This window comes from Novosphingobium sp. MD-1 (genome assembly GCF_001014975.1).
In the GTDB taxonomy this organism is placed as follows: Bacteria; Pseudomonadota; Alphaproteobacteria; order Sphingomonadales; family Sphingomonadaceae; genus Novosphingobium.
On record NZ_BBXA01000032.1, the window covers coordinates 112,606 to 125,488 of the forward strand.

Annotated in this window: 12 protein-coding genes; 5 read left to right on the top strand and 7 right to left on the bottom strand. The window is 63.4% G+C overall.

The genetic code is table 11. The features are described 5' to 3' along the window. Window positions 1–88: 88 nt before the first annotated feature. The 4 genes from NMD1_RS17575 (at window position 89) to purQ (ending at window position 4,023) form a co-directional block, all read left to right on the top strand. A complete protein-coding gene (locus tag NMD1_RS17575; protein WP_223806721.1) occupies window positions 89–607 on the top strand; it encodes a MarR family winged helix-turn-helix transcriptional regulator in 519 nt (172 codons plus the stop codon). A gap of 2 nt (window positions 608–609) precedes the next feature. After that, window positions 610–2,910 (top strand): TonB-dependent receptor, encoded by a 2,301-nt coding sequence (locus NMD1_RS17580; protein WP_125956009.1) that lies wholly within the window; start codon window positions 610–612, stop codon window positions 2,908–2,910. Window positions 2,911–3,112: 202 nt separating this feature from the next. Further along, window positions 3,113–3,346, top strand: a complete 234-nt coding sequence (purS, locus tag NMD1_RS17585) for a phosphoribosylformylglycinamidine synthase subunit PurS (protein WP_124810287.1) — start codon at window positions 3,113–3,115, stop codon at window positions 3,344–3,346. Beyond that, window positions 3,346–4,023 (top strand): phosphoribosylformylglycinamidine synthase subunit PurQ, encoded by a 678-nt coding sequence (purQ, locus tag NMD1_RS17590; protein WP_124810286.1) that lies wholly within the window; start codon window positions 3,346–3,348, stop codon window positions 4,021–4,023. Before purS ends, purQ begins: the two co-directional genes overlap by 1 nt. A 51-nt stretch (window positions 4,024–4,074) precedes the next feature. Here purQ and NMD1_RS17595 read toward each other — a convergent pair whose 3' ends face one another. The 6 genes from NMD1_RS17595 to NMD1_RS17620 form a co-directional block, all read right to left on the bottom strand. Next, window positions 4,075–6,435 (bottom strand): bifunctional diguanylate cyclase/phosphodiesterase, encoded by a 2,361-nt coding sequence (locus NMD1_RS17595; RefSeq protein WP_233497763.1) that lies wholly within the window; start codon window positions 6,433–6,435, stop codon window positions 4,075–4,077. A gap of 95 nt (window positions 6,436–6,530) precedes the next feature. Next, window positions 6,531–7,043 carry an OsmC family protein gene (locus tag NMD1_RS17600; protein WP_124810285.1) on the bottom strand — a complete coding sequence of 171 codons (513 nt, stop codon included), beginning with the start codon at window positions 7,041–7,043 and terminating at the stop codon, window positions 6,531–6,533. A gap of 3 nt (window positions 7,044–7,046) precedes the next feature. Next, complete coding sequence (locus NMD1_RS17605) at window positions 7,047–7,763, bottom strand: sensor histidine kinase (protein ID WP_158453991.1); 717 nt, start codon at window positions 7,761–7,763, stop codon at window positions 7,047–7,049. A 213-nt stretch (window positions 7,764–7,976) separates the two neighbouring features. Next, window positions 7,977–9,602, bottom strand: a complete 1,626-nt coding sequence (locus NMD1_RS17610; RefSeq protein WP_125956013.1) for an FAD-dependent oxidoreductase — start codon at window positions 9,600–9,602, stop codon at window positions 7,977–7,979. A 47-nt stretch (window positions 9,603–9,649) separates the two neighbouring features. Then, the gene (locus NMD1_RS21775; RefSeq protein WP_125956094.1) at window positions 9,650–10,069 is read right to left on the bottom strand and encodes a response regulator; all 420 of its coding nucleotides are present in this window, start codon (window positions 10,067–10,069) and stop codon (window positions 9,650–9,652) included. Between the two features lie 146 nt (window positions 10,070–10,215). Continuing rightward, window positions 10,216–11,142 (bottom strand): helix-turn-helix domain-containing protein, encoded by a 927-nt coding sequence (locus NMD1_RS17620; protein ID WP_125956016.1) that lies wholly within the window; start codon window positions 11,140–11,142, stop codon window positions 10,216–10,218. 110 nt (window positions 11,143–11,252) lie between these two features. On the opposite strand from NMD1_RS17620, the gene NMD1_RS17625 reads away from it, so the two are divergent. Next, a complete protein-coding gene (locus NMD1_RS17625; protein ID WP_125956018.1) occupies window positions 11,253–11,579 on the top strand; it encodes a hypothetical protein in 327 nt (108 codons plus the stop codon). Window positions 11,580–11,907: 328 nt separating this feature from the next. Here the strand turns inward: NMD1_RS17625 and NMD1_RS17630 are convergent, their stop codons facing one another. Further along, entirely contained in the window at window positions 11,908–12,795 is an 888-nt protein-coding gene (locus tag NMD1_RS17630) for a helix-turn-helix domain-containing protein (protein WP_125956020.1), read from the bottom strand. Window positions 12,796–12,883: the final 88 nt, after the last annotated feature.

A 12,883-nucleotide genomic window follows, 5' to 3' on the forward strand; every position in this document is an offset into this window, starting at 1 on the left:
CATACAAAACAATTGGCACGCCTACCTCGCACTTGTATGCCTTCCATACAAACCAGCTGCCACGAGACAGCGCGCAAGGGATTGAAGGATGCCAGGCAGATCCGCCGCCAAAACGGAAGCCATTCCTGATGCCAACCCCGGGACCGGGCTCTTCGGCGATATCGGCGAGCGCCTTGGCTACCAGTTGCACGCGACCGACGTTCTCGCGATGGACTTGATCCGGGGCATGCTGGCCGAACTGGGCCTGACTGCCACGCGCGCCACGGCGCTGGCTTACATTCGCACCCATCCTGGATGCCGGCAGGCCGAACTGGGCCGCGCGCTCAGCATCAACCGTGCCAGCGCGATGGAAGTTGTCAACGCCCTCACCGCACTGGGCGCGGTTGCGCCGCGCCAGCAAGGTGTTTCTCGGCGCGGCGGCATCCACCTGACGCTGCGCGGCGAGACGCTCTATGAGGAATTCCGCATGGCATCGCTGCGGGCCGATGCCGTCTCGTTCGGCGGCCTCAGCGAAACCGAGCGGGAAACGCTGCGCGTCCTGCTCGCCCGGGTGCGGGCCAGCACGCTTGATTTCACTACCAACTCCAACACCAAAGAGGGGATCTGACAATGCGCAAGGTCGCATGGAAACTGATGACGGGCGCGGCGCTTCTCGCCACCCCGTTCACCGTACAGGCACAAACTGCCCAGGCATCGGGTGAAGGTCAGTCGGCCGAACCCGCCAGCGATGCCGGTACCAACGACATCATCGTCACCGCCCGCCGCACCAACGAACGCCTGCAGGACGTGCCCGTCGCCGTGACGGCGTTCGGCAGCGATGCGCTCGCCGCCCGCAACGTCGACACGCTGGACCAGGTCGCGCGCTTCACGCCCAACATCCGTTTCGATGGCGCCGCCGCGCTTTCGGGTGGCAACTACAACGCCACTGTCTTCATCCGCGGCGTGGGCCAGAACGACTTCGCGATCTTCTCCGATCCGGGCGTCGGCTTCTATGTCGATGACGTGTACTACGCCCGCTCAATCGGCGGCGTTATGGATGCGGTGGACATCGCCTCGGTGCAGGTGCTGCGCGGCCCGCAGGGAACGCTGTTCGGCAAGAACACCATCGGCGGCGCCATGGTCATCACCACCGCACGCCCCAAGCTCGACGTGTTCGAAGGCAAGCTCGAAGCGACCTATGGCAGCTTCGACCGCATCGACGTGAAGGGCGCGGTCAACATCCCGCTGGTCGAAGGCAAGGTGGCGCTGCGCCTTTCGGGCGCGACGCTCAACCGCGATGGTTATGTGAAGCGGCTCTATGATGGCGGCACGCAGGGCAACCGCAACGCCCAGATGGTGCGCGGCACGCTGCGTCTCGCGCCCACCGACACGCTGACGATCGACATCGGCGGAGACTATACCCGCGCGCGCGAAAACTCGGCACCTTCGGATCTGCTGGCGGTGGCCAACGTCCCCGGCATCACCGGCACGCCGTTCCTCACCAACTACAACCGCTTCGTTGCGCCCACGCTGGGCATCACCGCGCCGAACGGGCAGAACACGCTGAACGCCAGCTACATCACCGCCAGCCCGTTCGAAACCTGGGCCGGTGGCCCGAACCGCAACGATCTGGACCTGTGGGGCACGCAGGGCACCGTGGCGCTCGAACTCGGCCAGGTCACGCTGAAGTCGATCACCGCCTACCGCGACATGAAGGCCTACTTCACGCGCGATGGTGACAACACGCCGTTCACCTTCCGCCAGACCACCAACCGCGACAAGCAGTGGCAGTTCAGCCAGGAGCTTCAGGCCAGCGGCAAGGTGCTGGACGACAAGCTGAGCTTCGTCGTCGGCGGCTATTACTTCAAGGAAAAGGGCAGCGACATCGCCACGGCGGACCTCGCCATCGGCCTGTGGCCGCCGCTTGCCGCGACCCCGCCCTATTCGCCGGCGGTGTTCATCCAGAACTATACCAACAACCGCAGCATCGCGTTCTACGGTCAGGCCGATTTCGAGATCGTCCCCCGTCTGTCGGTCACGGTCGGCGCGCGCTACACCTCGGACAAGAAGGTCTTCACCTCGATCAACGTGCGCCAGCGCGACAACGTGAAGTTCGTGGACGTGACCAAGGAAGCCACGTTCAACAAGTTCACGCCGCGTTTCGGCCTGAACTTCAAGGCCACCGACGACATCCTGCTCTACGCCTCGTTCTCGCGCGGGTTCAAGCAGGGCGGGTTCAACGGCCGTCCGCTCGACAGCGCGGCGGAAGTGACCCAGTATGCGCCGGAAACGCTCGACACCTATGAAGGCGGCGTGAAGGCCAAGTGGCTGGACGGCGCGCTGACCACCAATCTCGCGGTGTTCCATTCGCTGTACAAGAACATCCAGCTGACCGTGAACCAGACGCCGCAGAACTTCGTGGCGAACGCGGCTTCGGGCAAAATCGACGGCTTCGAGCTGGAAACCGTGATGCGCCCGGCCAACTGGTTCAGCGCCAACCTGGCGGTGGGCTACACCCACGCCCGCTACACCAGCGTCGGCCAGGGCCTTGGCCCGACGCAGGTCCTGCCGATCACGGTCAACAGCAAGTTCGTGAAGACGCCCGAATGGACCGTTTCGGCCGGCGCCGAAGTCAGCCACGGCTTCAACGACGGATCGGACGCGCGCCTGCGCGTGGACTACACGATGTACAGCCGCATCTACAACGATGTGGCCAACACGCCGATCATCACGCAGGGGGGCTATGGCCTGCTGAACGCGCGCTTCAGCTATACCTTCGCCAACGATGCGCTGACGTTCTCGGCGTTCGGCACGAACCTCACCAACACGCTCTATCTGCTGTCGGGCAACGCCTCTTCCGGTTTCGGCCTGGCCGAAGGCGCCTATGGCCGCCCGCGCGAATGGGGCATCTCGGCCGGATACAAGTTCTGATGGCCTGACGGCTGTCCCACGGGACAACGCCAAGAATACGGGTGTCGGCATGATTGCCGGCACCCGTTTTCTTTGCCCGGACCGCGCACCGCCTGTTTCCGTCCCCACGCACCGCCATCCGGACCTTGCCCTTCGCGCCGTGCGGGGGCATAGGCGCGGACGAGTCCCAATCCCTCCGTTTGATGCGAAAGGCCCGCCGCCGATGAAGGTCCGCGTTTATGTCAGCCTGAAGAACGGCGTGCTCGATCCGCAGGGCCGCGCGATCCATCATGCGCTGGAAGGCCTCGGCTTCTCGGGCGTCAACGATGTCCGCGCCGGCCGCATGATCGAACTCGATGTCGACGCAACCGTCACCGACGAAGCGCTCGACGACATGGCGCGCAAGCTGCTCGCCAACATGGTGATCGAGAACTACCGGATCGAAAGGGTCGCCTGATGTCCTTTACGGCCGCCGTCATCACCTTCCCCGGATCGAACTGCGATCGCGACATGGCGGTCGCCATCGAGGAGATCAGCGGCGGCACCGTCCACCGCGTGTGGCACGGTGATGCCGATCTGCCCGATGGTCTTGACTTCATCGCCCTGCCCGGCGGTTTTTCCTATGGCGACTATCTGCGCTCCGGTGCGATGGCCGCGCGGTCGCCGGTGATGCAGGCGGTGGTCCGCGCCGCCGAACGCGGCGTGGCGGTGCTGGGCGTGTGCAACGGCTTCCAGGTGCTGACCGAAGCCGGCCTGCTGCCCGGCGCGCTGATGCGCAATGCCGGCATCCGCTTCGTCTGCCGCGAAGTGGCGCTGAAAGTCGAAACCAGCCAGTCGCTGTTCACCTCCGGCTACGATGCAGGCGAGCGGATTCATATCCCGGTCGCGCATCATGACGGCAATTATTACGCCGATGCCGAAACGCTTGACCGGCTGGAAGGCGAAGGCCGCGTGGCGTTCCGTTATGCCGAACCGGTCAACGGATCGCAGCGCGATATCGCCGGCGTGCTCAACGATCGGGGCAACGTGCTGGGCATGATGCCTCACCCCGAACGCATGATCGAAGCGGCGCAGGGTGGCACGGATGGCCGCGTGCTGTTCGAAAGCGTGGTGCGGGGGCTGGTCACCGCCTGACGGCTGCTCTGGCCGGCTGCCCCAAGTCGGCTGGCGCGCAAGTCGGCTGGCTCAGGCGGCCGCGCCACCGCTGTGCTGCTGGTATGCGGGCGCGAACAGAGCGCGCGCATCTTCCGCCGGCATCGGGCGGCCGAAATAATACCCCTGGATTTTCTTGCAGCCCAGCGCGCGGATTACCGCCAGTTGCTCCTCGGTCTCCACGCCTTCGGCCGTGGTCGACATTTCCAGGCTGTCCGCCATGGCCACCACGGCGCGCACGATCGCCAGGCTTTCCGCGTTCTTCCGCGCCGCGCCCTGCACGAAGATGCGATCGACCTTGATTGTCGAGAACCGCATCTGCCGCAGGTATCCGAGCGAGGAATAGCCGGTACCGAAGTCATCCAGCGCCACGCCGCAGCCCAGCGCCATGATCCGCTGCAGGGTCGCCTGCGCGGTCGTGCCATCGCGCACGAAGATGCTTTCGGTGACTTCGATCTCCAGCCGGTGCGGCGGCAGCCCGCTGGCGGAAAGCGCGCTGACCACCGTGTCCGCAAAGGCCGGATCGAGCAGCTGCTCGCCCGACACGTTCACCGCGATCTTGATCGGATCGGGCCAGCGCGCCGCTTCGAGGCAGGCCATGCGCAGCACCCATTCGCCGATCGGTACGATCAGCCGCGTGTCCTCGGCCAGCGGAATGAACTTGGCCGGGCTGATCATGCCGTGTTCGGCACTGTTCCAGCGCAGCAGCGCCTCGAAGCTCACCAGCTGTTCGCTCGTGGCATCAACCACGGGCTGATAGGTCAGGTGCAGTTCGTTCCGTTCCAGCGCGCGGCGCAGCGCGAATTCCAGCTGCCGGCGTTCCTCGGCATGGGCATGAAGCGCGGGTTCGTAGTTGCAATGCGTCCCCCCGCCGCTGTCCTTCGCCCGGTAAAGCGCCAGATCGGCGTTGCGCATCAGCGTTTCCACGGTCGCCCCGTCGCGCGGTCCGATGGCGGAACCTACGCTCGCCCCCACATAGAGGGTGTGGCTGTCTACCTGATACGGCTGCGACAGCGCATGAATCACCGCCTGGGCGACATGGGCGATGCGATCCGTATCCGAAGCGTCGCGAAGGACGATGGCGAATTCGTCGCCGCCCAGCCGGCCGCACAGTTCGTTGTCGGTCATCAGCTTGCGCAACCGTTCGGAAACGAGCGCGAGCAACTGGTCGCCCACAAGATGCCCCAGCGTATCGTTGACGGCCTTGAAACGATCGAGGTCGATCATCAGGAACGCGCAACGCGTGCGCCACTTGTCGGCGTCCGCCATCGCTTCGCCCAGCGTGTCGGTCACCATCATCCGGTTGGGCAGACCGGTCAGCGTATCGTAGCTGGCGAGATAGGCGATCTTCTCGGAGCTTTCGCGCTGTTCGGTCACGTCCGAACCCACGCCGCGGAAGCCGGCGAAGCCACCATTCTCGTCGACCTTGGGAGATGCCGACAGCTCCCACCACCGGTGGCCACCATCGATGGTGACACGGACTATGAGGTTGGAGAAGCTTTCGCGCCGCTTCAGGCGTTCCGCCAGATCGTGCAGGCTGGAATGGAATTGCCCGCTATCCCACGAAGGCCCGGCGATCAGCTGGATCAGAGGCTTGCCATCTGCCTCGTCCGGCTCGCAGCCGAGCGCGAAGGCAAATCGCGGCGATGCGGCGCGGACCCGGCGGGCCGTATCGATCTGCCACAGCCAGTCCGCCCCGCCTTCCTCGAATTCGCGCAGCAGAAGCGAAACCACCTCGCCCTTTTCGGCCATGCCTGCTTCGGCCACGCGCGCGTTCAGGAACGCACGTGCCGCCTCGATCCTGCCGGCGGAAACGATCGTCACGAACGCCAGCGCCAGCCCGCCATTCACGACCTGACCGGACCACACGAACATGACCGCGCCGGTAATGCCCACGATGCCGCCAAATAGCAGCGGCGCCAGCGGCACCGCGGCCAGCGCATAGGCCATGCCGGCAATGATCACCGTCATCACCATCCACAGGGCCAGCCGGTCCACATGTCCGAACAGGGGAAACACAACCAGCGGCAGCGTCCAGATCAAGGCCAGCGCCACGATCAATAGCGCGTGGCGGACGATTTCCGGCCTGGTCAAACGGCGGCGGTCGGCGTCGGCCAGCCCCCGATCCAGGCGCATGCCCTGAAGCAGCACAGCGGCCAGGAGAACCATCCAGCCAAGGATGAAGAGAGGAGGCGTTGCCCCGAAACTCACGAAGGCAAGGAATAGCGCCGCCAGCACATTCATGCCGACTTTCACATACATACGGCGGAATGCGCTGAAATACTGATAGCCGCGCAGCCTTGCCCAATCGCCTTCGACCGGTTCGTCAAGGCCAAGAACGGCCATGACCGGCAGACTGCGGGGCAGTGTCTGAATCGAGAGCGACGGCGGCATTTGCACGCCTTCGCCTTACCGCGCAAACCTTGAACAATGGTAAGCGGGCGGGATGTTGCCGAGCCCACGGCAAACCCGGCGCGGTTCAGCCTGCCCTAATTCGTTTCGGTGAAGTCGAAGGAGCCGCGACCGACAGCGATCAAGGCCTCCATGTCGGCCATGTGACTCGTCGCCGGGGCCGCGCTCGGCAGAGCCCCGTCCGTGGTGACTACCTGCGCTCCGCGCATGAGCGTGCGATGGACGGGGCAGTGATCGGCAATCTCCAGGAGCCGGGCTTTCCTCGCCGGATCAATGTCGGCATCGAACTCGATCCTGCGCGTGAAAATATCCGGTGGGTTCGACGCCTCATCGCGGCGATGGCCGACAGCGGTGCACCTTACTTTGACATCCCAGCCTTTGCGCTCGGAATAGAGCTGTAGCGTCATCGTTGTGCAGGCCGCGAGCGCCGACGCCAGCAGTTGGTAGGGGCTTGGCCCGGATCCCAGGCCGCCAACCTCCACCGGCTCATCTGCCATGAAATGCGCGCCGCCGGCCGTGATCGCCAGCTGAAACCGCCCGCTGCCTGTCTTCTCCGCAATGGCTTCGTCGCGCTTCTCGTCAATCCTCATCACTCACCCTTTCGAACTCCAGGTTCCTGCGTGCTCTGCATCGAGAATCTCGCCAACCATTGTCATCGCGTTGCTACTCCGAGCTCGCCTTGGCTTGCTTCCCGTCCACATCATGAAACGGGTCCCCGGGTAGCACGCCTCCCATGCATGCTGACCACCCAGCTTCTTACAGACAGCCTGGATGATGTGCGAACCCAGTCCGCGCTCTCCGCCATTGAGGTGACCAATGCCAACACCATCGTCCTCGACCGCCAGACGCCAGTCTCCGGATGGCGTTGCGTCGAAAAGGATGCGTACCTCGCCGGGATCGTCCACGCGGTAGGCGTGCTTGCAGGCATTTCCCACCAACTCGCTCACCATGATCGCGAAAGCGGCGGCATGTTCGTTGGGAAGGTCAAAGTCGTCGGCTTTGACCGTGATTGTCCGGCGGTCCCGGCCATCGGAAACCAGGGCGCGGAGGGAATCGCCCAGTTCATCGAGGAAAACGCCGAGATTGACGGTCTCCGCCAGGGGTTCGCGGTACAGCGCCCGGTGGACGCTGGCCACGGCGTGAATCCTGCGCTGCGTTGCCGCCAACACGATCGCTGCCTGCGGGTCGGAGACGGTGCGCCCATCGAGTTCGACGATCGCGGCGATGAGCGCGAGATTGTTCGCGATCCGATGGTTCATCTCGGAATCCGCCAAGACCTCCCCCGAAGGATGCAGCATGCTCGGGTTCATTGTGCGTTCCTCCACTCTCACCCGCACCACGGGTCGAGGACCTGGCGAGGACGGTTCGCCTCCGGCGATCCGAAAACTTCGTGTCGCTGGCGCTACCTTTCCCGTGCGGGTGGTGCTCACTGCAAGCAATGTAGCCGCGAAGGGGAAGCGATGGGACCGTCCTACCGGATCAGGGCGCTCATACATTGGTATTGCGAACTTCGCGTCCTGACTCTAGCGACCGAGGCTCGGATTGAGAAAGTCCCAGACCTGGGAGATCACCACCGATCCCTCGCCCACCGAAGACGCGACACGTTTGACCGAGCGGGCCCGCACGTCGCCTACGGCAAAGATGCCCGGACAGGAGGTCGCGTAGGACGATGCGGCGCCAGCGGCATCGCCCGTGACGACGAAACCTTTGTCATCGAGTGACACCAGCCCCGACAGCCAGTCCGTGTTGGGCGCAGCTCCGACCATCACGAAGAGTGAGCAAGCATCCACCACCCTCTCATCCCCGCTGACGACATCCCGTATAGAAATTCTCTCCAGACGCTCGTCCCCTTCGAGGGAGACGACCTCGGCGCCGTAATCGATCGTGATCGCCGGATCCGCCTCCAGCCTGCTCGACAGATAGCTGGACATGGACGCCGCAAGGGAGCTTCCGCGGACCAGCACCCTCACGCTGCGCGCCGAACGGCTGAGATACATGGCGGCCTGCCCGGCGGAATTTCCCCCACCGATCACGACGACGTCACCGCCATGACAGCTGCGCGCCTCGTTCTCCGTCGCCGCATAGTAGACGCCGGCTCCCTCGAGTTGGGCGAGACCGCGGATTGGGAGGCGTCGATACTGTACGCCGGTCGCGACCACTACCGCCCTCGCGCGGACAGCTTGCCCGCTGTCGAACGTGGCGCAGAAGTCGCCGTCGTCGAGACGCTCGAGAAGGGATACGCGCCTTGGAACAACGAAGCGGGTTCCGAACTTCATCGCCTGGACTTCGCCACGCCAGACAAGGTCTGCGCCCGAAATCCCGGTCGGGAACCCCATGTAGTTCTCGATGCGGCTGGAGGTGCCGGCCTGCCCCCCGACCGCGGTGTCCTCGACCACCAGGGCGCTCAGACCCTCCGCGCCAGCATAGACACCCGCCGCGACGCCGGCAGGGCCACCCCCGATGATGACGACGTCGAACACCTCGTCATCGACCAGTTCACGGCCGATACCGAGCAGGCGAGCGACACGTTCTGGCGTCGGATCCTCGATGACTGTCCGCCCGAATATCACCATCGGCTCCGTTGAGGTACTCGAACAGCTGCGTGCCGCCAGGACCGCTTCGTCGCTGCCAGGCACGAGCGAAGTGAAAGGGATGCGATTCCGGCTCGCGAAGTCCGCGATCCTGCGGATCGCCCGGTCCCTGTCTTCCCCGATGAGAATGAGAGCGCCATCCCGGGTGTCGAGCTGACGGCGGCGTCGCGCGGCGAAAACCGTGATGATGATGTCCGACATCTCCGGGATGTGCGCCATCAGGCCCAGCATCGTCTGCCGATCGACTTCGATGACCCGTGTCGGCTGCGCGGTCCTCAACAGCATCGACCAGTTGCCGCCGTCCAGAAACGCGATCTCGCCCATGAACTGTGTCGGGCCGAGTGTGGATGGAAGGTGGCGCTCATTGGTGAGCGGGTTGACCACCTCGATCTCGCCCTCAAGGACATAGATGAAACGGTCCGCGGGTTCACCGGGCCGCGCGACGAAGACGCCCCTCGGATACTCCCTCACCACTCCCGATTTGCGGAGAGCCTCTACATGAGCAGCCAGAAGCGGCGTCCGCTGCATCTCCTGCAGATCTCTTCCGATTGTCTCCATGATGATTCAATTCCACGTTGAGAAAGGGATACCCAATGGCGATTACCCTACAAGTCGCCTGCCAGGATACGCTCGATGCAGTCGATCAACTCGTCTGGGTCGAATGGCTTTCGCATGAAGCAACGGACGCCTTGCGCGATCGCTTGCTGCTTCACCTCCGGGCTCGGAAACGCCGTGATCAGTATCAGCGGCACGGCCTCTTTACCGAGTATCTTCGCCAGCTCCAGACCGCTTGTCCCCGGCATCTGTACATCGCTGATAACGAGATCGAACCGCCGATCTCGGTCAGCAAGAAAGATATCCGCAGAGCCGAAGGTCATGGCGTGGATGCCCATGCTCTCGATGAGACTTCCGAGCGCCGACGAAACGTCCTCGTCATCATCGACGACCGCTATCAACCGCGGCGACCCATTGGGCGGTGACGATTCAACCAAAAGACGGTCTCCCTTTATACTCGACCATCTCATGCCGGATCGAATCGACAAGAAGCACTGCGCCGGCGTCAGCCGTCGTCATCGGAGCATCGTACAACGCCTGGCCCGTTCAGTTGAACCATACCGTGGTATTGGCGCCACGGTGGCACCGGTCAGGGGATCCCCGTTCAGCCTTGCTTTCACGACTTATGCGCGTGGCGAAATTCCGATGGTGTCATTCCAACTTCGCGTCTGAAGCTCGTCGAGAAATGCTGTGCGTGGCTGAATCCGCAGGCGAGCGCCACCTCTGTTATCGAAACGTGCTCGTGGGCGAGCATCTCCTTCGCGCGGGATATGCGGCGCTCCTGAACGAAGCGAGCCGGCGTCTTTCCGGTTGAGGTTTGAAAGGCACGAGCGAAGTGCCGAATACTCAGCCCGACGATGCCAGCGAGTTCGTTGAGACTGATGATCTCATGAAGCCGGCTGTGGACGTATTCCTCGACTCGCCGGAGCGCTGGCGCCGGGATACCGCCCTTGACGATTGTCGGCTTGTGGACACCGTCCATTATGCGACGAATGCGAGCGACAGCCTGCAGCGCCCACCCCTCCGCCATCAGGCTGTAGGTTGCATCGTCACGCCAACCAAACAGTTCCTTCACGCTCCTCTCCAAGGGTTGGTCCGTGAAGCTGGCAAGCGGTTGAGAGAGCGTGAAGCGGCCTCTGTCCTCGAACAGGGACAAGTCGATGAAGGCAGCGCGGTACTGCGTCGTCGGGTGGCAATAGAATTCGCCGGAAGCCTTCAGTTCCGGGGGGATGAGAGTGAGACTCCCGGAAGCTCGCTCGGTCTCGACCCGCGAGCCTCCGATATCGAGCGCGTAACGCTGAAAGCCCGCATCCCAACAATAGAGAGCGACACGGGGTTGCCGGAGCAGCCAGCTTATCGGTTCCCGGGAATGGCGTGTCAGCGATTCGATGCGAACCGATGGCGAATCCTTGGGCACCAGAGACACGGTTCCGCTGACATCGCGATAGTAGTCGCTTCCCCCGGCGTTGTGGATGCTGTCCTCAGAAGACCTTGATGAGCCCGCGCTGTCAGTCACCGCAGACAACCTGTTGGCGATCGCCACTCGGTCCGCTCCGCGCTTTCTGTCCGTTTCGCGTATGTCGTGTCCTTGTTCTGCAATTCGCTCGCCAAGGGGGATGCTATCCAGACAGTCGAAACAAGGAGACCACGACGATGGAAATGATAGCCCTGCCGCCGATCTCCGAAGCGAACCTGAACTTCGATCTCGAGACGGCGAACGGGATGGACCGGCTGATCGCAGTATCCCATCACGTCCAGCAGAAGGTTTGCGCCACGGTGCTCCAGTCCTCTCTGATCGAGCAGCTTCTCGATCGGCCCGAACTGGATGTTGCAAGTGTACGGCATCTTTTGAAACGCATCATGGACGTAAGCTACACCGCCTCGTCCGCCGTGAGCGAACTGCAGGAATTGGTGCTCGAGCATCTCGGCGGCCAAGATCGCGGAGCGACCTTTCCGTTGTGCGACGCCCGCGCGGCATGATCCCGAGGGACCGCCAGGGCCGCTAGACTTGCTGCTCGATCGGCGCCCCCGATGCCAGAATGCTCTGGTGGGATAGAACGCATCGCCGCGCGCACCGGCTGGGATAGCTGCCGCCATCTAACCGCCACTCAACTCATGCTGTGAAGCGCCTTCGGGGAAGGCGCTTTTTGAAGTCCAAACCAATCATCGATGCGGTCGTGTCGCAGCATGATCCACCCCCGACCATGCTTTCGCATCGCGCGCTGAGCCGAACATCCCATAACATGGTATGGGTCCATCCCCCAAGAACTCCTGAGGAAGACGCGCGCCTGTCGCAATGGGAAGGCGGTCAGACCGCGTCGCATCGCCCCCCATTCGCCTGCCGGAACTCTGTCGGCGTCATGCCGGTTGAACGCTGGAAGCTGTTGGAGAAGTGCTGGGCGTGGGAGAAGCCGCAGGCATACGCGACATCCGTCATCGAGAACCCCGGCATGGCCAACATCTCGCGAGCCCGCCCCAATCGCCGGTCGTGGATGTAGCGCGCGGGTGTCTTGCCCTTGCTCGCCTGGAAGCTGCGCGCGAAGTGACGGATGCTCAGGCCGGCGATGGCGGCAAGCTCGTGGAGCGTGATGCTCTCCTGGATGCGGTGTTCGATATAATCGGTGACCATTTTAAGCCGAGCCGGCGCCAGCCCGCCACTTCGTGCTCCCCCCGGTTTCCTATCTCCCAGTTTCGCACGCAACCGTGCCACGCACTGCAGGGCCCACCCTTCGGCCATCAGCGGGAAAGTCGGGTCATGACTCCATCCTCCAAGCTCCGACATCCCCCACTGCAGGGTGGTATCCTCGAACCCTACCAGCGGGCGTTCGAACAGCGCACGGTCACTTGCGCTGAGAAAGTCGATTTCGATGTACGCAATGCTGTAGCGGAAGCGGTCCCCGACGGCGTGGAACTCTCCACGCACCTCCTCAGCAGCGGGAAGCAAGGCGAAGACGCTACGCTGCGGCCTTGACACGTTGCTGACCTCACCAGCCACGTCGACGCTGAAGTGCCGATATCCGGCATCGAACATGAAGAGCGAAAGGCAGGACTGACGGTAGCGGCCTACGACGGGTTCGTCGCTGACGCGATCGACCTTTTCAAGCCGTAGCGAAGGCGACGCTCGGATGGTCACATGCGCCTTGCCATTCACATGCCTGTAGAACTCAGGATTTTCCGGTTCCCGCGAAATCACCATCGACGGAACCTGTCAGCCACACTTTGTAAGGTCGACCTATACCCTGGTAGTGGCGCGGCGCGATCGAGATGATCGAGCGGACACGACC

Bases quoted from the DNA above. Each gene is read 5' to 3' on its own strand.
- NMD1_RS17575 (WP_223806721.1), top strand. From the start codon at position 89: ATGCCAGGCAGATCCGCCGCCAAAACGGAAGCCATTCCTGATGCCAAC.
- NMD1_RS17580 (WP_125956009.1), top strand. From the start codon at position 610: ATGCGCAAGGTCGCATGGAAACTGATGACGGGCGCGGCGCTTCTCGCC.
- purS (WP_124810287.1), top strand. From the start codon at position 3,113: ATGAAGGTCCGCGTTTATGTCAGCCTGAAGAACGGCGTGCTCGATCCG.
- purQ (WP_124810286.1), top strand. From the start codon at position 3,346: ATGTCCTTTACGGCCGCCGTCATCACCTTCCCCGGATCGAACTGCGAT.
- NMD1_RS17595 (WP_233497763.1), bottom strand. From the start codon at position 6,435: ATGCCGCCGTCGCTCTCGATTCAGACACTGCCCCGCAGTCTGCCGGTC.
- NMD1_RS17600 (WP_124810285.1), bottom strand. From the start codon at position 7,043: ATGAGGATTGACGAGAAGCGCGACGAAGCCATTGCGGAGAAGACAGGC.
- NMD1_RS17605 (WP_158453991.1), bottom strand. From the start codon at position 7,763: ATGAACCCGAGCATGCTGCATCCTTCGGGGGAGGTCTTGGCGGATTCC.
- NMD1_RS17610 (WP_125956013.1), bottom strand. From the start codon at position 9,602: ATGGAGACAATCGGAAGAGATCTGCAGGAGATGCAGCGGACGCCGCTT.
- NMD1_RS21775 (WP_125956094.1), bottom strand. From the start codon at position 10,069: ATGAGATGGTCGAGTATAAAGGGAGACCGTCTTTTGGTTGAATCGTCA.
- NMD1_RS17625 (WP_125956018.1), top strand. From the start codon at position 11,253: ATGGAAATGATAGCCCTGCCGCCGATCTCCGAAGCGAACCTGAACTTC.
- NMD1_RS17630 (WP_125956020.1), bottom strand. From the start codon at position 12,795: ATGGTGATTTCGCGGGAACCGGAAAATCCTGAGTTCTACAGGCATGTG.